Origin of the sequence: Catalinimonas alkaloidigena (assembly GCF_029504655.1) — a bacterium.
In the GTDB taxonomy this organism is placed as follows: domain Bacteria; phylum Bacteroidota; class Bacteroidia; order Cytophagales; family Cyclobacteriaceae; genus Catalinimonas; species Catalinimonas alkaloidigena.
Map to the genome: position 1 here is coordinate 771493 of NZ_JAQFIL010000001.1, position 20582 is coordinate 792074.

General features: G+C 45.7%; 10 protein-coding genes and 1 pseudogene. 3 read left to right on the plus strand and 8 right to left on the minus strand.

Annotated features, from left to right (window positions below; genetic code table 11):
• Positions 1–3 precede the first annotated feature (3 nt).
• Positions 4–715, minus strand: a pseudogene (locus tag OKW21_RS03285) (HAD family hydrolase).
• 302 nt (positions 716–1017) lie between these two features.
• Here OKW21_RS03285 and OKW21_RS03295 point away from each other — a divergent pair.
• Positions 1018–2025 carry an LLM class flavin-dependent oxidoreductase gene (locus OKW21_RS03295; RefSeq protein WP_277477253.1) on the plus strand — a complete coding sequence of 336 codons (1008 nt, stop codon included), beginning with the start codon at positions 1018–1020 and terminating at the stop codon, positions 2023–2025.
• A 102-nt stretch (positions 2026–2127) separates the two neighbouring features.
• Here OKW21_RS03295 and OKW21_RS03300 read toward each other — a convergent pair whose 3' ends face one another.
• Complete coding sequence (locus OKW21_RS03300) at positions 2128–2904, minus strand: aspartate/glutamate racemase family protein (protein WP_277477255.1); 777 nt, start codon at positions 2902–2904, stop codon at positions 2128–2130.
• A gap of 35 nt (positions 2905–2939) precedes the next feature.
• Positions 2940–6083, minus strand: a complete 3144-nt coding sequence (locus OKW21_RS03305; RefSeq protein ID WP_277477256.1) for a WD40/YVTN/BNR-like repeat-containing protein — start codon at positions 6081–6083, stop codon at positions 2940–2942.
• 384 nt (positions 6084–6467) lie between these two features.
• Between OKW21_RS03305 and OKW21_RS03310 the strand changes: the two genes are divergently transcribed.
• Complete coding sequence (locus OKW21_RS03310; protein WP_277477258.1) at positions 6468–7907, plus strand: amidohydrolase; 1440 nt, start codon at positions 6468–6470, stop codon at positions 7905–7907.
• Positions 7908–7965: 58 nt separating this feature from the next.
• Here the strand turns inward: OKW21_RS03310 and OKW21_RS03315 are convergent, their stop codons facing one another.
• The 5 genes from OKW21_RS03315 to OKW21_RS03335 form a co-directional block, all read right to left on the minus strand.
• Positions 7966–9501, minus strand: a complete 1536-nt coding sequence (locus OKW21_RS03315; protein ID WP_277477260.1) for an amidase — start codon at positions 9499–9501, stop codon at positions 7966–7968.
• 59 nt (positions 9502–9560) lie between these two features.
• Positions 9561–12011, minus strand: coding sequence for a zinc-dependent metalloprotease (locus OKW21_RS03320; protein ID WP_277477262.1), 2451 nt, complete (start codon positions 12009–12011; stop codon positions 9561–9563).
• Positions 12012–12405: 394 nt separating this feature from the next.
• Positions 12406–13848 (minus strand): RagB/SusD family nutrient uptake outer membrane protein, encoded by a 1443-nt coding sequence (locus tag OKW21_RS03325; protein WP_277477264.1) that lies wholly within the window; start codon positions 13846–13848, stop codon positions 12406–12408.
• 17 nt (positions 13849–13865) lie between these two features.
• Positions 13866–16910 (minus strand): SusC/RagA family TonB-linked outer membrane protein, encoded by a 3045-nt coding sequence (locus tag OKW21_RS03330; RefSeq protein ID WP_277477266.1) that lies wholly within the window; start codon positions 16908–16910, stop codon positions 13866–13868.
• 407 nt (positions 16911–17317) lie between these two features.
• Positions 17318–18757, minus strand: a complete 1440-nt coding sequence (locus OKW21_RS03335) for a serine hydrolase domain-containing protein (RefSeq protein WP_277477268.1) — start codon at positions 18755–18757, stop codon at positions 17318–17320.
• A 133-nt stretch (positions 18758–18890) separates the two neighbouring features.
• Between OKW21_RS03335 and OKW21_RS03340 the strand changes: the two genes are divergently transcribed.
• Entirely contained in the window at positions 18891–20480 is a 1590-nt protein-coding gene (locus OKW21_RS03340; protein ID WP_277477270.1) for a M81 family metallopeptidase, read from the plus strand.
• Positions 20481–20582: the final 102 nt, after the last annotated feature.

A 20582-nucleotide genomic window follows, 5' to 3' on the forward strand; every position in this document is an offset into this window, starting at 1 on the left:
AAGCTATTTGATGCTATAGTCCGCAAAGACTTCGGCAAAGAGCTGGCACAGCTCTTCCATGCTGGAAGCAACAGTAAAAGCCCCAACCTCCCTTACGGTATTTTCGTGTCCGTCAGGAATGTGGCTGGCTCCCAGAAAACCGATGACATGCATACCGGCACTATGCGCGGCAGTTACTCCACTCTGGCTATCCTCTACCACCAGGCACTCGGAAGGCTTTACCCCTAACTGGCTGGCAGCATGAAGATACACATCGGGAGCGGGTTTAGGACGCTCTACCATTTCAGCGGCAAACAGCTTTTTACCGAAGAGCTCAGTCAGTCCGGCTACCTTAAGCGAAGAAATCACCCTCACCAAACGGCTGTTGGACACCACTGCTTTAGTAACAGGAAGGGGAGAAATGGTTTCTACAACTCCGGGTATCGCCTGTAAATCGTGGTCTAAGCTATGTTCTATCTCCAAGCGTACTTTAGAGAGAAAATCATCGGGCAGGTTGATGTTAAAATCTTTTTTGAACACTGGCGAGTATATCTTCCTCTTTTTTGCCGGCATATAAATGGGCGTATTCTTTGGGTGTCATGCTGAAGCCATAAGGTTCAAGCATACGCAGTGAAGCCTGCGAGGCTAGTATCTCACTGTCTACCAGTACGCCATCACAATCAAAAATGACACAGCTAATGTTTGGGGGGAGTTTTTTTAAGTCAGGGTTTTTCATCGTTGATTTATATAAATGAACAGCATTTAGCTTGGCTGAAAAAACTTGCAGGGGCGAAATTAAGCTAAGAATCCCGAAAACAGAAATGATTGGGCTTTATGTGCATTTCGGGAGTTCTTTCTGATGGAATAATAATCTTTGTTGAGCACTATGAGTAGAGGATTTATCATTAAAATGCTCTTTAAACACCATAAAATTCTGCCCATCTCAAAACCATTCTGGAAGAACTTACGATAGAGAGTCTATAGAAATGACTTAGTACATTTAAGCTTGGTCAATTAACGGAAATATAGATTCTTAAAATGTCACAACATCATAAAAATATACCTTATTCTATTTTAGAGCTGGCCTCCGTCGGGGCAGGTTTTTCTCCGGCTGAAGTATTCAGAAATAGCCTGGATCTGGCACAAAAAGCCGAAGCTATGGGCTATACCCGCTTCTGGCTGGCGGAGCATCATAACATGATCAGCATTGCCAGTTCCGCTACTTCGGTGCTGATTGGGCATATTGCGGGAGGCACCGAGAAGATCAGAGTTGGTTCAGGCGGGATCATGCTGCCCAACCATTCCCCTCTGATTGTCGCTGAGCAGTTTGGTACTTTAGGCGCATTGTATCCCGGGCGTATTGATCTGGGACTGGGCCGGGCTCCGGGTACAGATCAGGCGACCGCACAGGCCATACGATCCGACAGGATGCAGGCAGTGCACCAGTTTCCCGAAGAAGTGGGTGAGATTCAGCAGTATTTCTCGGTAGATAATGCTGATCATCAGGTAAGGGCAACGGTAGCAGAAGGGGTTGAAGTACCTATTTACATTCTGGGTTCCAGTACTGACAGCGCGCATCTGGCCGCTAAAAAAGGACTTCCATACGCCTTTGCCAGTCACTTTGCTCCTGCGCATCTGTTTGAAGCTTTGCATATTTATCATAACAATTTTCAGCCTTCCGAATACCTGAAAGAGCCTTACACTATTGCCTGTATTAATGTAATTGCTGCGGAAAGTGATCAGAAGGCAGAAAAGATGTCTACTTCACTGGTAAGAATGATGCTGGGCGTGCTGACCAATAACCTGGATTATATGCAGCCTCCTACTGAGATGAATGCTGAGATCAGGGAGCTTATGCAACACCCTGCTTTTCAGCGTATGCTCAAATATGCTTTTATCGGTAGCAAAGAGACGGTGAAGCAAAAAACAGAAGCATTTTTACAGGAGACGGGCGTCAATGAGCTGATGGTAGCTTCTCATATTTACCATCATGAGGACAGGCTAAGATCTTATCGTATCTTTTCAGAAATCATGAAAGGAGAGTGATAAGAATAGAGGTAGTCTTATAGCTGACTACCTCTTTGTTTTCTGGAATCACCTGAAAATTAGAATAATTACCTGACTAACCAAGGTCTTTAACTCTCTATCCTAAGATTGAAAGGCTTCCAGCATTTCATCCTCCTTGAGTTTTTGGGCATCATAATGACGAATCATGGCTCGGGCCAGCACCCGCGTTGCATCAATGAGCAACATACCTTTGTATTCATTCTCTGTAATGGCCAGGGGAATCTCTGTACATCCCAAAATGATAGCCTCAGCCCCCTGCTTTTTCATCAGGTCCATCACATGATATAACTGAGCTTTGGATAAGTCTGTAATCCTTCTTCCTACTGATTTGATACCATAAGAAGGGTGGTAAATAGCAGTATGCACCAGCTCTTTTTGCATATCGGCATCCGGCAGTATGCATGCATAACCCGCAGCCTCCAGGTGGGAAGAGTAGATTTTTTGTTCAAAAGTTCCGGTAGTACTCAATACACCAATCCGGCTGCCCTTTTTAAACTTGCCATGCAAATAGTTAATATTTTCATGAATCAGGTGTACCAGGGTAAGCTGGCTATTTGCTTTCTTTAGCTCCTCTTCCAGGCGGCTAAATATAGGTGCGGCATGTGCCGTATTGCAGGGAATACCAGCCACACATACTCCACTGGCTTCCATGTTCAGGCATATTTCTGCCAGGTTGATGCCGGGATTCTGAAACTCTTTACCTTCTAAAAAAGCAGTCCTGTCCACTATCCGATGGGGCAGAGAATACAAAAGTACTGGTAGATGTTCCTGGTCTTTATGCGCAGCAGTCTCTTCTGTAATTTTGCTAAGTAAATCCGCCCCGGCTGCCGGGCCCACGCCCCCTACTATTCCTATCATCTCAATGGTGTATTATATGTATGTTATCAAATTTTCTAGTCGTCACTACTCCGGGGTAAGCCTTCCAGTTCAAAAGTGTTGAGTTCATCCTGTAGCTCATCCCACTGCGCTTTTAGTTCTTCATAGCGCTGATAAGCATCACTTCCGGGGCGCTGGTCGGCCTGCTCCAGCATAGAGCGGAGATAGCTCAATTGGTCAATCAGCATGGGACGCATGTAAATGCCTTCTGCCGTAACCAACTGGTCCTGAATCTGGGCTAATTTCTGATCTTCCTTTTTGTATTTGTTACGCTTACCGCTCTCTTCCATCAGCTTGACCAGTTCTTCTCTTCTCTCTTCAATCTTTGCCGCAGCAACTTTGGTGCTGTCTTCCAACCCGATGATGTTCATAACCAGCTGAATCTGCGCATTAATATCTGCTTCGCTTACATTCTGATATTTCAGGCGAGGGTCAGCCAGCACTTCAAAGCTTTGCGTATAGGTTTCTCCATCTACTGTCAGACGAGCGCTATAGGTGCCGGGACTTACCATAGGCCCTCTCTGGTAGCTTCGCTTAGGATTCTGATCCCAGGGGCCGGGATACTGCATATTCCAGCGGAAACGGTGTGCGCCTGCCGAGCTTTTTAGCGCATCCGAAGTTTCTCCTTTGTAAAAGCCTGTAGCCATGTCTACCATCACTTCTTGTGTGCTGTTCTCAATATCACTGCTGCTGAAGGAGCGTACCAACTGCTGTCTGGCGTTGAGAATATCGAGCCTGACTTCCTCGGGGGCGTCATTTAGAAAGTAATCAATGATGACCGAAGGCTCAGGATAGTAAGGAATGTCATCTTCATCGGTATCTCTGTAGCGATAGCGGTAGGCATCTTCGGGTTGGTAAAGGTAAGCGCTGGCTGCTTCTTTTGCCTCTGCCAACTGGTGCAAAGGTGTAATATTATCCAGTATCCAGAAGGAGCGACCCATCGTAGAAAGCAGCAGGTCGTTACGGAAAACTTTGATATCAGTGACCGGCGTAACCGGCAGGTTTTGCTGAAATGCCTGCCAGCTACTGCCATCATCCAAAGAAATAAACAGGCCATACTCGGTACCTGCGTACAAGACGCCTTCTTTTACAGGATCTTCACGTACTACCCGTGTAGGATAATCTGCCGGAATTCCATTGGTGCCATCAGTCAGCAAGCTCCAGCTTACACCATAGTCTTCAGTTTTATAAATATAAGGCTGCCAGTCGCCTACTTGATAGAGTAGTACGGAGGCATAGGCTTTGCCCGGCTTGTGAGGGGAAGGCTCCACGCTATCTACCCGGCCACCATCCGGCAGGTCGGTAGGTGTCACATTTTCCCAGGTTTTTCCTCCATCTTTGGTGACATGGATAGGGCCGTCATTAGCACCCACCCAGATTACTCCTTCTTCCAAAGGAGATTCCCTGATAGAGTAAATGGTGCTGTAGTATTCTTCTCCGGTCACATCACGGGTGATCGGGCTGCCGGATACCATCTGTTTTGTAGGGTCGTTGGCAGTCAGGTCAGGGGATATTCTTTCCCAGGTCTTACCATCATCGGTGGTCTTATGTACGTACTGTGAACCGTGATAAACGACATCAGGGTTATGAGGCGATACATGGATAGGAGATACCCTTTGGAAACGGTAGGTCAGATTCTCCGGATTGTGCCCGTAGATGTAAGCCGCTCCCACATAATACTGCTGTTCCTGCCCGGTACGTTTGTCATAGACACCGAAACGTCCCTTGCAATTGGAGTAGACAATATTCGGATTACCGGGCTTAGGCACTGCCGGGCCGGTTTCACAGCCACCTACCGCCAGCCAGAATCCTGCTGCTCCGCCGGGTGCGTCATAGGGCGGCAGGCTTGGCACAGCTATCGTACTATTGTCCTGCTGACCGGCATATATCCAGTAGGGGTGCTGGTCATCCACTTCAATCTGATATAGCTCAGCGGTAGGCTGGTTACTTTGGGTAGACCAGCTTTTTCCTCCATTGGTGGTTACGTTTACCCCTCCATCATTGGCCTGGATAAAAAGGGAAGTGTCATTGGGGTTGATCCAGATGTCATGGTTGTCTCCGTGTGGAGTACGCATGGTTTTCCAGTTTTTCCCTCCGTCAGTAGATTTAAAAAAGCGGGTTGCCATGGCAAAGATTACATCGGCATCCAGCGGATTAGCGGCGATGTTACAATAGTAAAAAGGGCGGTCCAGCAGGCCATCGTGATTGCTGACAAACTCAAAAGTTTCGCCTCGGTCATCGGAACGGTAGAGTCCTCCACCTTCACCGGGAGTTTCCACTCCGGGAGTATCCACTCTGGGAGTATCCACTAAGGGGGCCTCTATTAAGGCATAAAGACGATCGGGATCAGCCGGAGAGACGGCCAGGTCAATTTTACCGATCAGTCCCTGGGGAAGTCCATTTTTCAGCCTGTTCCAGCTATCACCTCCATCCGTGGATTTGTAAATACCCCCTGATTCATTAGCCCCTCCACTGATGATGGTCCAGGGTTTACGCTCGGCCCGCCAAAGTCCGGCGTATATTGTTTCAGGATTATCGGGAGCAAATTCAAGGTCAACCGCACCTACTGTATCCGAATGGTAAAATACCTTTTCCCAGCTTTTGCCACCGTCATAGGTACGAAATATTCCTCTTTGTTCATTGGGCTGGAAAGGCTGACCGATGGCTGCAACAAACACGGTGTCGGGATGCTGAGGGTGGATTTCTACCGCCCCGATCAGGCCGGCATCGTCCAGCCCGATATGCTGCCAGCTTTTACCGGCATCGCTTGATTTGTACATGCCTTTCCCCGCTATGATATTGGAGCGAAGTCCGTCTGAGCCTGTACCCACATAAATAATATTGGGATCATCCTGAAACACGCTGATGGCGCCGATAGAGGGGGAGGCAAAATAGCCATCAGAAAGGTTTTCATAGCTTATTCCGTAGTCTTCGGTTTTCCATACTCCCCCGCCGGTGCTGCCCATATAAAAAGTACCGGGTTTTGAAGCTACTCCAGCCACAGCAGTTACCCTCCCTCCGCGGGTAGGCCCAACATTTCTGAACTTTAGTGATTCCAGATAGACTTCATCAGAAGAAGAAATTTGCTGTGCCTGCATGGAGGTTGGATAAATCAGAAATAAGCATGCTACAGAGAGCATACTGTATAGTAAAGATTTCATAAGGTTAAGTTTAAAATAGGTGTCAGTAGAAACAATCTATATGAGGTTAAAAAACACTTATTGTGTAACATAAAGTGTAAATAAGCTGCTAATATAATTATGAATTATGAACTAAGATTGATTTTGACAATAAAATAACGCAAATATATATTGTAATAATATTTTATTCTTCATATGGTTATTTTTGCAGTTTATAATTTCAGATTATCCTGAAATTTTCAACGTTTTACTTCTTTTTATTCAGATAATCATGTTGATAAACAGATAATATCATATTTTCATGCAACACACTGAAAGACTAGAATTTAGCAAGCTGATAAAGCGATACCTGAGGAAATAAGCAATTAAATAATATATCTTTTTGAACACACAAAACTATCTGTTATGAGGAAATTTTTCATCTTATGCAGTCTTCTTGCTTTGAGCTTTATGGGGATGGCTCAAAAGAATACTGATAAGCAAATGATGCTGGATTATATAGATGAGCATAAAAGTACGTACGGCGACATGGCCCAAAAGATTTGGGAGTATGCGGAAGTTGGCTATCAGGAAGAAAAAAGTGTAGCCTTATTGCAGCAGCATTTGCAGGAAGAAGGCTTTGAGGTCACTGCCGGCGTGGCTGACATCCCTACGGCTTTCACGGCCAGCTACGGCAGCGGAGCGCCGGTTATCGCTATTTTGGGAGAATACGATGCGCTGCCGGGTTTGTCACAGGCGGCTGTTCCCCAGCGAGAGGTAATGGTAGAAGGAGGAGCGGGGCATGGCTGTGGACATAATTTATTTGGTTCGGGTTCTGCCGCTGCAGCAGTTGCCATTAAAGAATGGCTTAAAGCATCAGGGGCTCAGGGTACTATTCGCTTCTATGGCACACCGGCTGAAGAAGGGGGAGCCGGTAAAGTTTATATGGTTAGAGCCGGCCTTTTTGATGATGTAGATGCTGTCTTGCATTGGCATCCTGGCAGCAGTAATTCTGCGGTGGCGGCATCCTCACTGGCCAACAAATCTGCCAAGTTCCGCTTTCATGGAATTGCCGCGCATGCTTCTTCTTCTCCTGACAAAGCACGCTCAGCGTTGGATGGGGTAGAGGCTATGAATGACATGGTCAACCTGTTGCGTGAGCACGTGCCTATGGAAACCCGTATCCATTACGTGATCACCAGTGGAGGTGAGGCTCCTAATGTGGTACCTGCCTTTGCAGAAGTGTACTATTATGTGCGCCACCCAGAGGTGGGCAGCGTAAAAGAAATTTTTGAACGGGTAGTGAAAGCCGCTGAAGGCGCAGCGATAGGAACGGGTACGGAAATGGATTATGAGATTATTCACGGTATATACAATGTACAACCGAATGAGACCCTGGCTAAGCTGATGGATCAAAACCTGCGTGTAGTGGGTGGAGTACATTATTCGGAAGAAGAAAAAGCCTTTGCAGAAAAATTACAGACTTCACTGAATGAGCAGGTACCTATATCCAAAGCTGAAGAAGTAGAGCCTTTTGAAGTGATAGAAAGAGGTAGGGGAGGCTCAACCGATGTCGGTGATATCAGTTGGGTAGTCCCCACAGCCGGTTTACGTACTGCCTGTTTTGTGCCTGGCACCCCGGGACATAGCTGGCAGTCAACCGCGGCGGGAGGCACCAGCATAGGAACTAAGGGACTAATCGTAGCTGCCAAAACTCTGGCGATTACTGCTTATGACCTTTTTAGCAATCCTGAGATCATAAGAGAAGCCAATCAGGAGTTGGAAAAGCGGCAGGGAGAAAATTTTGAATACGAGTCTCTGGTAGGTGACAGGGAACCACCCCTGGACTATCGAGGGTCAGAATAATATATACCGAATTAAAATTGAAGTACTTACTGAAGTGTGTCGGTAAGTACTTTTTTATTTACTCTAACAGCTTAGGTGCCTTTCGGTGTTGTGTAGCTTGTTCATAGGCGTACATGAGTTTGATCAGAGTAGGCTCATCGTACATACGGCCTAAAAACTGAAGTCCTGCCGGTAAATTTCCCTCAGTATAACCCATAGGTACCGTAAAAGCAGGCTGACCGGTATGAGGGGCAATGATTTGACTGTTGTCGCCTTCGTATTCTTCGGAAAAACGCTCAATATGCGCAGGAGGATGATTCCAGGAAGGGTATATGATGGCATCCACTTGCAGCGAGTCCATGACTCGCTCAATCGCAGTACGGAAGGCAATGCGCCTCTCGTCTTCGTAAGGGTTCAGACAAGGCACTTCCGGTTCCTCATATCTTCCGCGGTTTTCTGCCTGTCTTTCCAGTCGGCCTTGCGCGAATTCAGACTTGGTGCCAATTCTTATGATATCTTCCAAAGTTTTGAGCGTATCAGACCGTACATAAGTGGCCAAAAAAGTTTCCAGATCTTCCCGGAATGCTGCGCACCACTGATTTTGTCGCAAGCTGTCAAAGTCAGGGATCACAAGGGTATCAACAATTATAGCTCCGAGGGAATCCAGGTCTGAGATGGCCTGCTCAAAGAGTGCGTGTATCTCCGGATCTGGCTCATTTTCACTCAGCGTTCTGAGTACGCCAATTCTGGCTCCTTCTAATCCATCTTTTTGTAAATATTGCTGGTAGTTTCCGGGTATTTTTCCTTCAGCATAAGCGGTAAGCGGGTCAGCAGGATCTTCTCCGGCAATCACTTCCAGGACACGGGTAGCATCCTCTACGGTTCGGCACATAGGTCCAACCACATCATTGCGCAGGTACAAAGGTACTATGGCACTTCTGCTTACCAGGCCCAGCGTAGTGCGGAATCCTACCAAAGCGCAGTGAGAAGAAGGGCCACGAATAGAGTTTCCGGTATCCGTTCCTAATCCTATAATTCCTAAATTGGCAGCTATCGCTGCTGCCGTTCCACCGCTGGAACCTGCCGGCACATAGTCAGGATTATAAGGGTTATGGGTAGTGCCTGCCGTGGAGCTTTCGGTATGCATAGGACTGAAAGCCCACTCCGCCATATTGGATTTAGCAAGAATGATCGCTCCCGCATCTAGCAGTTTTTGGATGATGAATGCGTCTTGTTCCGCTACGAAATTTTCTAATGCCAGTGAACCGGCGGTGGTAGGCATCCCCTGGGTATTGATATTATCTTTGACGACCAATGGAATGCCATGTAACGGGCGTAACCTATTGGTTTCAGCATATTCGTCATCAAGCTTACGGGCGATCTCCAATGCGTCGGGATTGATGTAGGTAAGTGCGTTGAGGTCAGTGTCCACCTGGCTGATCCTGTCCAGGTAAGCCTGTACTAATTGCTCGCTATTGTATTCCTTGTTTTCAAAAGACTGATGAATATCAGCGATGGTGAGTTCTTCAAGCCTTACAGCTTCATTCTGCTTAGGAGAAGTGCAGGCTATAAAGCACAGGCTGAGCGAGAAGCACAACATGATGAATTTGTTCATCTGGTAAATCGGTTTAAAATTGTGTGAAGATGAAAGTGCCTGAAAATAAGCTGAGAAAGTTATTTATGAGTATCATCAATTCTGGCAATAAGGTCGTTCCAATGAATTCTGCTCATTTTGTCAGCGTTTCTCTGGCTGTGATTTTTTAGATCTCTAGACAATTGTTCCAGCTCAGCCCTCATCAGGGGAATGATATCTGAAATGATAATTTCTTCATCATCGCGCTCAGGCTGCTCCTGCTGAAGTAAGTCCAGTTTGGATTTTGCGATGTCTATATAAGCTCTGTGCAAATTTCTACGGTAAGCGTCTACTGCTTTTCCGTTGTACAGTTCAGCGAAAATCCCTCTTCTCAAATTATCCAGCATGTCAAGTACAGAATAGGCTTCGCTTCCGTTGAAGCTTTCATTTTCTACCATGCGCAGCAGCCGTTCCTCATCCAGCAAACGCTCCAGGCTCCATGTCTGAATGGCCTTTGCTCGCTTTATGGCTCCGGCGGGTTCTATCCTGTCCAGAATCTCAGCATTCATCAGCCAGTCAGGACTACTGAAGGCGTGCTCATTCAGAAAAGCCATGGCCTTCTTTTGCATAGATAAGGGCACATGCTCATACATAGCGCCATCCTGATTGGCAGTTTTTCTGGTTTCATAAACGCCGCCGATATTGGTGATCACATGTGAAATGTAGCCGCGCCACATATAACTGAGTTCACGATACACTTCCGCCAGTTCGTCATATCCCTGTCCATCTACCGAAGTCCATGCGACAAGATTGGGAACTACTTTTTTCATATTCGCCAAGCCGTACTCGCTGGCTTTGACCTGATCTTTCCCCAGGCTTTCTGTCTGTGATTGCGGATCAATTCCTGAATTACTGCTCCCAAACTCATACCAGGGATTTCCGGCTTTCTCCAAAATCCAGGAGTCCAGTACATTTTTTTCATCCTCTTTAGTTTGTGCTTCGGGCAGATAACGGTAGCCCCAGTTGATGGCATATTCATCATAAGGTCCCATCATTCTGATATAGCGCACCCCTTTATCTTCAGGCTGGGCAACATAGTTTACACGGGCATAATCCATGATGGAAGGTGTAAGCCCATATTGTTGAGTAAAGTCAGCCGAACGTAGAGAATCAGTTGGGTAAGCAGCACTGGCTTTCATATTGTGCGGTAGGCCCAGGGCATGCCCCACTTCGTGGGCAATCACCATGCGCATCATCTCTCCGATTTCAGCTTCCGGAGTTTGTAATGTTCTGGCAGATGGGTTTTGGGCGCCTGCCTCAATCATGTAGCGGTTGCGGTAAGAACGTAAATGGTTGTGGTACCAGATGATATCGCTTTCAATAATTTCTCCGGTGCGGGGATCAGTCACTGAGGGACCGATAGCATTTCGGGTGGTACTGGCTACATACCTGACCACTGAGTAGCGTACATCTTCGGGACTAAACGCCGGATCTTCTTCTTCAGAAGGAGCGTCTTTGGCGATGATCGCATTTTTGAAACCTGCTTTCTCAAAGGCCTGGTTCCAGTCTTCTATGCCCTGCTTGAAATACGGTCTCCATTTCTCGGGTGTAGCAGGGTCAAGGTAATACACGATAGGCTTGACGGGTTCTACCAATTCGCCTCGCTTGTAGGCTTCTATGTCTTTGGGCATAAGTCTCCACCGGCGAATAAGCTCATAATCATCAGACTTGAGGGCATCCGAATCATAATTGTATTTTTTGATCGTAAACCACCCTACACGATAGTCAGCCAGGCGGGACTGCATCTTGTCTTCGGGCAGCAGTATCATGGATTGGTTGAGCAGTAAGCTGATGGTACCGGCCTGGTCACTTTCCGGTGGGTTAGCCGCATCGTATGTCATGACATGTTTTATCTCAATATTCTCGGGAAATGACTTTACAGATTCAATATATGTGCGGCTCTTGTCTAATTGCTTTACTTCATATTGCTTTCTCAAACGGTCAGGCATAGCATTGATGGCCCTTACTTCATCAGTAAAAATGGAAGTGATATCAATGAGCAAAGCTGTAGAGTCTGGATTAAAGCTCTCTATTTTGCTGCTGAATAAGATGGAGTAAAAATTATTCGCCTGTACAGATTGATAAATCGGGGACTCCTCATCGCTCACATTCTGAAAGCTGATCACTTTTAAATCCACATGATCTCCTCTCCGGTACCATCGTACAACCTGCTCATTGATTTTGGACCCCGCATTGGTATAGCCTCCCCCAAAATTACCAGGAAGCTTGGCGATACGGCTCACCCACAGCATGTCTTTTTTAAGTTTATCAAAAGGCATTTCATAATACACTTTGTCATCCACCCAATGGGTAGTGAATAGACCTTCATCGCTCCGGGCATCGGCGGTGATAAGTTGGTCATAATCAGTGAATTTGCTCTCTTTCTCTGCTTCTTTACTTTCCTTTTTCTTCTTTTGAAAGAGCTGCGCATGGAGATTTCCTTGAACAGAGAAGATTAAAATACTGCAAATTAGTAGTGCCTGTTTTGTCATAATAGGTTTTTTGAATGTCCTGTGCTTGAAAAATATGTATGCAGATTGCCCATTGCTTTTGTTGTGTACGAAAAACGATTTTCTGACAATTGATCTTGGGAATGTAAAATGATCTGATCAAAACACATGGGTATATTTTGTCATTTTTCTACAAAGCTGAGAAAACTAATATTCAACTTTCCCGGGACTATGGAGACAAGGCAAATGTTTTGAATTTTTTTGGCTAAAGGAGTATGTAAATATAAAAAACACTTTCCTTCAGCCCCAAGCTCCCAATATGTTTTTAGCAGAAGCGAGTGACTGAAGGAAAGGTTTAGTCAGTCAGGAATTGTAAATGGGAATTATTTAACACTCATTTACATACAATTCCTGCCTGCAGGGATGCTAAGACAGATCAGGTGCCGTAACCGGGAGCCTGCTCAATATTTGGATTCACATCCGTTTCCTCCTGCGGTAACGGTAGGATAAAATTAGGATCAGGGAACTCTACTATACAGGTAGGGGAAGTACAATCCGTACGTACCAGGTCCTGTCCGTTTCTTGTAATATCAAATACGCGGTGCCCTTCCGCAAACAGCTCTCTTCTTCTTTCCAGCAGGATTTCATCCACCAAAGCCTGTCCACTCAGGCCACTCAGTGGGTCTACGCCAGCACGTTCGCGAATCATATTTAAGTCAGCCAGCGCGCCAGCGTCATCTCCGGTTTTGGCAAGTGCCTCGGCACGATTCAAAAGCACTTCGGAATAACGTATTACCGGCACATTGTCAGTAGCAATGATAGCTCCTTCACTGGGGTATTTATAAACACGCTTTCCTTCCCCTTCGGCATTGGCATAAATAGTCCCGTCCAGGTTATCGTCGTCGGCAAATAATGTTGCTCTAATATCACCTTCTTCAAAAAGCGCAAATAGTTGCTGAGAAGGGAGGTAGTCACCATAACCTGAGCTTTTGTACATATTCCCTAAATGATCTGAGCCGGGATTGTCCAACTGGCTGAAGATAATTTCAAAGATAGCCTCAGAAGAGTTGCCTTCCAGAAACTGATTAGGGTAAGCTGCTTGGCTCACGAGAGTAAATCTTCCGCTGTTGACCACCTCAGTTGCCAAAGCAGCAGCTTCGGTGTAGCGGCCCATGTAAAGATATACTCTTGAAAGCAGGGCTTGCGCCGCCTCTCTGCTTATTGTCCCTGCATTGTCCGGGTCCGAAGTCAGGAGAGGGATCGCAGTTTCAAAGTCAGCGATAATCTGGTCATAAACCTGCGCTACCGTATTACGCACAGGGCGTGCTTCCGGGTCAAATTCAGTCACTACAGGGATACCCGGATGTGAAGCATCCGGAGTGAATGTATAGGTCTGAGCAAATAATCGGACCAGATCAAAATGGCCTAATGCACGAATGGCATAAGCCTGTCCCAGTAAGTTTTCAAACTCCTCCTGACGGCTGGCAGGGGGGGCAAACTCAGCATTGATCATTTGATTCGCCATGTTGACGATCTCATAGATTTCTGCCCAGAACTCACGATGTTCACTCTGGTTGGTAGTAGGGGCACCATTATACTCAGCCCACTCTTTTCCCCGGTTGGCACTGGCGTTTTGCTTGATGTCTTCTCCCATAATATCTGGGACCAGCACAAAGTAGCGCCCGTAGTAGTCGGCCAGCTGCATCTGGTCGTAAGCTCCGAGTACAGCAGCCTGAAAGTCGTCTACAGTTTCCAGAAAATCAGAATTAGCTACCTGCAAGGGAGGCTGCAGGTCCAGGAAATCCTCCCCGCAGGAAACACTCAACAGCGTTAGCGGGATCAATAGGAGCGATTTATATATATATCTTATAGTCTTCATATGATTCTTTTCTACAATTAAATACCAATGTTTAACACAAAACTGACAGTCTTATTGATGGGTGTAACTGTATTGTAAACACCGCTAATAGTCTGTTCAGGATCAAAATATAATTGATCATCTTTGGTCCAGGTCCAGAAATTATTCATCAATACTGAAAGTTGCAGTGAACGGAGGTTCAGTGTACTGAGCACACTGGCAGGAAGATTATATGCTAAGCTTACAGTTCTAAGTCTCATATAATCTCCTTCAAAGAGGTAGCGGTCTGAGTCCTGCTGGTTAGAGCTTTGGTTACCACCCCAGCGGTGCTGAGGAAAGATAGCCTGCTGACCGGGAGTGGTCCATCGGTTATTAAAAGCATAGGTAGAAGTACTACGAGGTGTAAATCTGCCATCACCATGGATTACCCATCCGGGGCCATCATACACATAGTTTCCGAACTGGTAGTTCAACTGCCCTGAGAGAGTAAAAGCCTTGTATTGAGCTCTCAGGTTGAAAGCACCGAAGAAGTCAGGGGTCGCACTTTTGCCATCATAAAAGCGAAGCGCGTTATTGATCTGGTTGGTAGTTTCTGACTTGGTTTCATCAGTATACCAGAGTGGATCACCATTGGCCGGGTCAACCCCCGCCCATCCGTAGAGGTAATATTCCTGGAAATCACGCCCTTCTTCTCTCCGTTTGGTACCATCCACGATAGCTTCGTCCAGGCTGGTGATTTCGTTGGTAATGGCCGTAAAGTTTATTCCTGCATTCAATAAGAAATCAGGCGTTGAAATCAGGTCAGCACCCAGTTGTATCTCAATACCTCTGTTTTCCATATCACTGATATTGGAAAGCTGCTCACGGAATCCGGTGGTACGGGAAAGAGGCCGGTTGAGGATTAGATCAGTAGACTGTCTGATGAAATACTCTACATTAGCATTCACTCGGTTATTGAAACCGGTAAAGTCAACACCTACATTGAAGTTACCTTGTGATTCCCAGGTAAGCCCCGGGTTTCCGATAGAGAGGGGGGCCGCACCAGGAGTACCATCATACTCACGGGCAAACCCATAGGTCTCAGCCCACAGGTAGTTATCATCAGTATCGGCATTGTTGTCATCAATATTGGCGTTACCTGTTTTACCATAACTGGCTCTAAGCTTCAGAAAATCAACAAAGCCGACATTCTGCATAAAGCCTTCTTCGCTTATGGAGTATGCACCTCCTATCGACCAGAAAGTACCATAGCGAGACTCTGGGCCAAAGCGGGAAGATCCGTCCCTTCTCAGGGAAGCGGTAAGGTAATATTTCTGATCAAAATCATAGCTTACCCGGCTGAAGAGAGATTGAAACGCAAACTCTGAGCGGCTGTTAAAGGTCTCTGACTGTGGGTTGGCCCCTGCAGAAACGTAGATCAGTGAAGGGTGTGAAAATCCTTCAGTAGAGATGTCTAACTGATCGGTTTTTACATGTTGTGCTTCGTATCCCAGCAGTACATCTATGTTGTGAGCCTCTCCAAAAGTGTTGTTGTAATTCAGGGTCTGTGTGCCCAGCCAGTTGAGTTGGTCAGTGGCTGCTTCCTGTGCACTTCCGTTGGCGTTTCTACCGTCACCATAACGACCATTATTAAATATATAGTCATCTACCTGAATCAGGTCAAAGGACCAGGCTGAACGGAAAGAAAGGTTATCAAGGATTTCGTAATCAATGCTCAGGTTGTCAATGATGCGGGTTTGTTCACGCTCTCTTCTATCATCAGAAAGGTGGCCCCGAGGGTTGTTGCCCCCCATAAAAAAATCAGCATGTTCGGCATAGAATAAGCCCTGATCATCATACACCGGTATGGTAGGTGCCATAAGGTAAGCTACATAAAAAGGTGCCTGCCAGCGTGTACCATCAGTGATACCTCTCTGGTTAAAATAAGAGAGTGTTAAATTATTGGTAAGGGTAAGCCTATCGGTCAGGCTGGCGCTTAGGTTGGCTCTGCTTGAATAACGGTCAAATTTGTTATTGACTACAATACCATCCTGTTGCAATACATTTCCGGATACAAAGTATCTCAGTTTTTCTGAGCCACCTGAGACACTTATGTTATAATCCTGGGTAACACCCGTCTGGGTAATTTCATCAAGCCAGTCTGTGTCTGCCTGATCAGGAAATTGCTGATTGTAAAATTCCAGTGCTTCCTGCTCAGTATCATAACTTCCGTTATTAACATAACCTTCAACGTAGAGCTGACGGTATTGCTCTTCATTCAGAGGCTCAAGTAAGTTATTAAAGGCCGGAGATGAAAACCCGACACGAGCTTTCAGATCAATCTTGGCCGCTCCCTGGGAGCCTTGCTTGGTAGTGATCAATACTACTCCATTGGCACCCCTTGCACCGTAGATAGCAGTGGAGGAAGCATCTTTCAAAATCACAATATTTTCAATATCGTTGGGGTTGATTGATGCCAGAGGGTTAGCACTTCTTCCGCCATTGTCGAAGTCAGTGGTAGTTAGCGATCCGCTGCCCGAGGTAATAGGAATACCATCTATGACATACAAAGGCTCATTGGAAGCATTGATAGAGCCAATACCCCGTATACGAATAGAGATGCCTGCCCCGGGAGCACCATCCTGAGAAACCACCTGCACCCCAGGTGAACTTCCCTGTAAGGCATCTTGAAAAGAAGGAGTAGGAACCTGCTGAATAGACTCTGAGTCTACTACATTCACAGAGCCGGTAAGTTCTTCCTTTCTCTTGGTGCCGTAACCTACCACCACCACTTCGGATAGTTCAGTCAGGTCAGGTTCCATGTTTACGTTGATGGTTGACTGGTTACCCACCTGAATCTCCTGATTTTTAAAGCCCAGAAAAGAAAATTCAAGGATGGCGTCATTACTGCCAACGCTGAGGCTATAGTTACCCTCAATGTCGCTAATCGTACCAATGGTGGTTCCTTTCACGACCACATTAACTCCGGGAAGCGGGTCTTCATTTTCATCCAGAATTTTTCCGGATACAGTACGCTCCTGCCCATATCCCTGAAAAGAGATAAAAAGCAAAAGGCTGAAAATCATCAATAGATGTTTCATCATAATGGTAAAATTTAGGTAGTAAATGTTTACTTTGAGAAGTAAGAAAAAAGATTTACACGAGATGTGTTATTATGCTGCAATTATAGGAAGTTATGTTATAATATTCATGTATGAACATCAAAAACATAATTTTGTTTGTGTTTGGCTTAAACAGATAAAATAAAATACTCAAAATTTTTCAAAAATTCAACTTTAAATAGTTAAATGAAAATGAAATAATTATACCTAAGCCAGGCAGTCAAATGCTGGAGTAAAGTCGTATACAAGACTTTAGTCAAAAAAATGAAATTTCTCCAAAAAAAGTAAGGGCTAAGCAGCGTAAACAGGATGTCAGGCATAGCTTTATCCAGGGGCTTTATGGTAAAAAGAGCGTAATGATTCTTGCTGTGTAGAAGATGCGCATAAGATCATCTGACTTTGACAAACCGCATATTTCTCACTCTGCCATTACTAGCTGTGAATCCCGCTATTTTACCGCTAGGGTTTCGTTTAAGTACAATCTCCCGCATAGCATAATGATCTCCGGAAAGCGTATCCTGACTTAGCATTTGCATATCAAAAGTACCATGGCGAGTATGCCCAATGGTGACGGTTTCATCATCGCTTAGCTTCAGGTAATAGGTAGTACTTAACTCGGGACTGTAGTACTCACCTGAAACCTCAGGTGAAACTGCCATAGGCTTTGCGGTTTCTGTCTCTGCTTCTTCGTCAGAAGTTTCCTCTTCTATAGCTTTTTCCAGCACAATATCTATGATGCGAAATGCTTTTTCCGCTGGCTCACTGTTAGAAAAATTAGTTAATACAACCACATTAAGTTGATGTTCAGGCACCGACTGAATAGAAGCCCTGAATCCCCCAATTGAACCACCATGACCAAATCCCTGCTCTCCGTGATAGTCCTGAAAAGTACTCATGCCAAAGGCGTAATCAAGTGTATCGCCATTGTTGAGTATTCCCCTTTCAAACATAGCTGCCACGGTCTCTTTTTGCCCATCGGGTGGGTTGTTTAGAAAGTCCTGCCACTTGAGCAGATCATAGATGTTGGTATGAATGTTACCCGAACCTACATAGCCCCAGTAAGGGACCGCATATCTGTAGGAGGAGTCTTGACTGTACCAATTGTATGAGGTGGCATTATTTTTAGATACCAGATCATACTCTTCCTCGACATAGGTATGCTCCATACCTACAGGCGTAAAAACATTTTCATCCATCCATGAGATAAAATTTTGACCGCTGATTTGCTCCACAATCTCAGCCATCAGCATATAACCCGTATTGCAATAAAGATATTCATCGCCGGGTCTGAAGTTTAGCGCCTCCTGCCTGTGCATCAGTCGCATAAGATCTTCATTGGTACGCTTATCCTGCCCTCTCCAGCCTGCCATGTGCATGAGGGCGTGCAGGCTTCTGAGACCGCTGGTATGATGGACCATTTGCTTGATAGTGATAGGGTAGCCCAGCTCGTGCAGGTCAGGGAAGTATTGATGTATTTCATCATTCAGTGATAGTTTTCCCTGACTTTGTAGTAATAGCATGGCGTAAGCAGTAAACTGCTTGGAAACGGAAGCGATATTGTATAAGGTGCTGTCGGTATTGGGAATACCATATTCCAGGCTGGCCAGGCCAAAGCCTTTCGCATATACAATCTCTCCATCTCGCATGATTCCCACACTGCCCCCCGGATAGTCAGCCATCTCCCATTCCAGAAAGAGGGAGTCAATTTGCGACTCGGTTTCAGCCGAAAGCGAGGAAGATTCTTCAGTGTCAGGATTTTCTTTGCAGGAGATTAAAATTAAAAACAGTAGGGGAAAAAGAATCAGTTTTATATTTTGTGCTTGATTCATTATTTAAAATTTTATCATGTATATGAAATATTTAAGTAATATATATTTCTTATTATTTGCAAAGAAGAGATGGTATTCTGTGAAAATATGTGTTTTGAAATGCTCTTCCGTCAACCTTAAAAAAAGTGCTCAGATGAGCACATATCCTTTTTTTTGTGTTTTATGCCTCTTGCTGACTCCTCTCATATTTTCGTGTAATGTAGGTTCTTCTGAATATACAGACAGTGCTGAAAATCAGCCTTATAAAATCGGAGTAGCCTACTTCAGTCATGAAACCTGTACTTTTTGTCCCGAGCCTACCGGCATAGAACAGTTTGAATACCATGGCCCACCCCTTCAGCAAGAAGAGGTGCTGGATTACAGTTCCTACATCAAAGGTTTTGTGAAAAGAGCTAAGGAATACGGAAACTTTGAGCTGCTAGGATTAACTTCCCCTCGCTCACCCTACGGAGGCTCCTCAGGCAGTTGGGTAAGCCAGGAAGCTTTTGATAAATACACCCAGGCTATGGTGGAAGATATCAAAGCCTATGGTCCTTTTGATGGCATCTACCTGTCTCTGCATGGTGCGATGGCGGTGACCGGTATTCCCAAACCCGAGGCCGAGATCGTAAGACGGGTCAGAAGTGAAGTAGGGGATATACCCATCATTGTCACCCTGGACTTGCACGGCAATGAAGACCAGGAACTGAGTGAGGCGGCTGATGCAGTTCTCGTAGTCAAACGTTATCCTCATTATGATACCGGAGAGCAGGGCGAGAGAGCTGCCCGCCTAATGCATCGTATCTTGCAGGGAGAGTACCAACCGGTGATGGCAACCCGCAAGCCCGGAGTCATTACGCCTACGGTGATGCAGGATACCAAGACCTACCCTTCCATAGAAATTATGGAAAGGGGCCGTATCTGGGAAGATCATGAAGAAGATGTGTATGTGTCGGTGCTGTATGGCTTTCCCTGGTCGGATGTGCCTGATGTTGGTGCTACGGTGATGGTCATCACGAACAATGATCAGGCGCTGGCAGACGAAATCGCTGAAGATATGAGCAGCTTCATCTGGAAGGTGAGAGAAAGTTTCGCCAACAAACAATATCCCCGGCCAGAGGTAGCTGCCGCGCAAATTATAGAAGCCGTAGAGCAGGGACAGACACCGGTAGTGGTAGGAGACTATAGCGATCGTATGGGTGATGCCACATTTATTCTCAGAGAACTGATGGAAAAAAATGCTTCTAACTTTTGTATCGCTACGCTCAAAGATGCCCCCTTACTGGATTCACTTTCTGAAAATAATGTTCAGCAGGGGGAAGAGGTGAGTGTGACAGTGGGAGGCTATCTGGCAGAATCAAGCGGTGAGCCTGTGATCATCAACGGTACATTAGAATATTTTGGTGCTTATGCTAATCCCAAAGATGGATGGGAATTTGAAAAAATTGCTGTAATCCGGTTTGGTCAAAATAACCGCCTGATCATCAGCCCTGATCTTTATCAGGTAACTTATCCGGCAATCTTTAATGTGTTGGACATTGATCAGAGTGAGCTGGACATCATCGTACTGAAATCCAGGGCTCATTTTCGCAGAGGCTTTGACCTGGTTGATTATGCTGGCTCTATCTTTATCGTAGATGCGCCTGAGCCCTATTTTGGCACGGTACATCTGAGTGAGTTGGATTATCAGCATATTCCCGATGGGCTTTACCCTCTCAATGAAACTGATATCCAAACCTACTGATCCTCAGAGAGATTTTTTACTTAAAAATTTACAGCTATGGCCTTTTCTATTCAGCAGATTTTTGAATGTAAATTGTGTTTTTACTGCTCAAAGTTGTTGTTA

Excerpts from the sequence above, each read along its gene's own strand:
- OKW21_RS03340 (WP_277477270.1), top strand. The coding sequence starts at position 18,891 with ATGAGCACATATCCTTTTTTTTGTGTTTTATGCCTCTTGCTGACTCCT.
- OKW21_RS03325 (WP_277477264.1), bottom strand. The coding sequence starts at position 13,848 with ATGAAGACTATAAGATATATATATAAATCGCTCCTATTGATCCCGCTA.
- OKW21_RS03320 (WP_277477262.1), bottom strand. The coding sequence starts at position 12,011 with ATGACAAAACAGGCACTACTAATTTGCAGTATTTTAATCTTCTCTGTT.
- OKW21_RS03315 (WP_277477260.1), bottom strand. The coding sequence starts at position 9,501 with ATGAACAAATTCATCATGTTGTGCTTCTCGCTCAGCCTGTGCTTTATA.
- OKW21_RS03295 (WP_277477253.1), top strand. The coding sequence starts at position 1,018 with ATGTCACAACATCATAAAAATATACCTTATTCTATTTTAGAGCTGGCC.
- OKW21_RS03305 (WP_277477256.1), bottom strand. The coding sequence starts at position 6,083 with ATGAAATCTTTACTATACAGTATGCTCTCTGTAGCATGCTTATTTCTG.
- OKW21_RS03330 (WP_277477266.1), bottom strand. The coding sequence starts at position 16,910 with ATGATGAAACATCTATTGATGATTTTCAGCCTTTTGCTTTTTATCTCT.
- OKW21_RS03335 (WP_277477268.1), bottom strand. The coding sequence starts at position 18,757 with ATGAATCAAGCACAAAATATAAAACTGATTCTTTTTCCCCTACTGTTT.
- OKW21_RS03300 (WP_277477255.1), bottom strand. The coding sequence starts at position 2,904 with ATGATAGGAATAGTAGGGGGCGTGGGCCCGGCAGCCGGGGCGGATTTA.
- OKW21_RS03310 (WP_277477258.1), top strand. The coding sequence starts at position 6,468 with ATGAGGAAATTTTTCATCTTATGCAGTCTTCTTGCTTTGAGCTTTATG.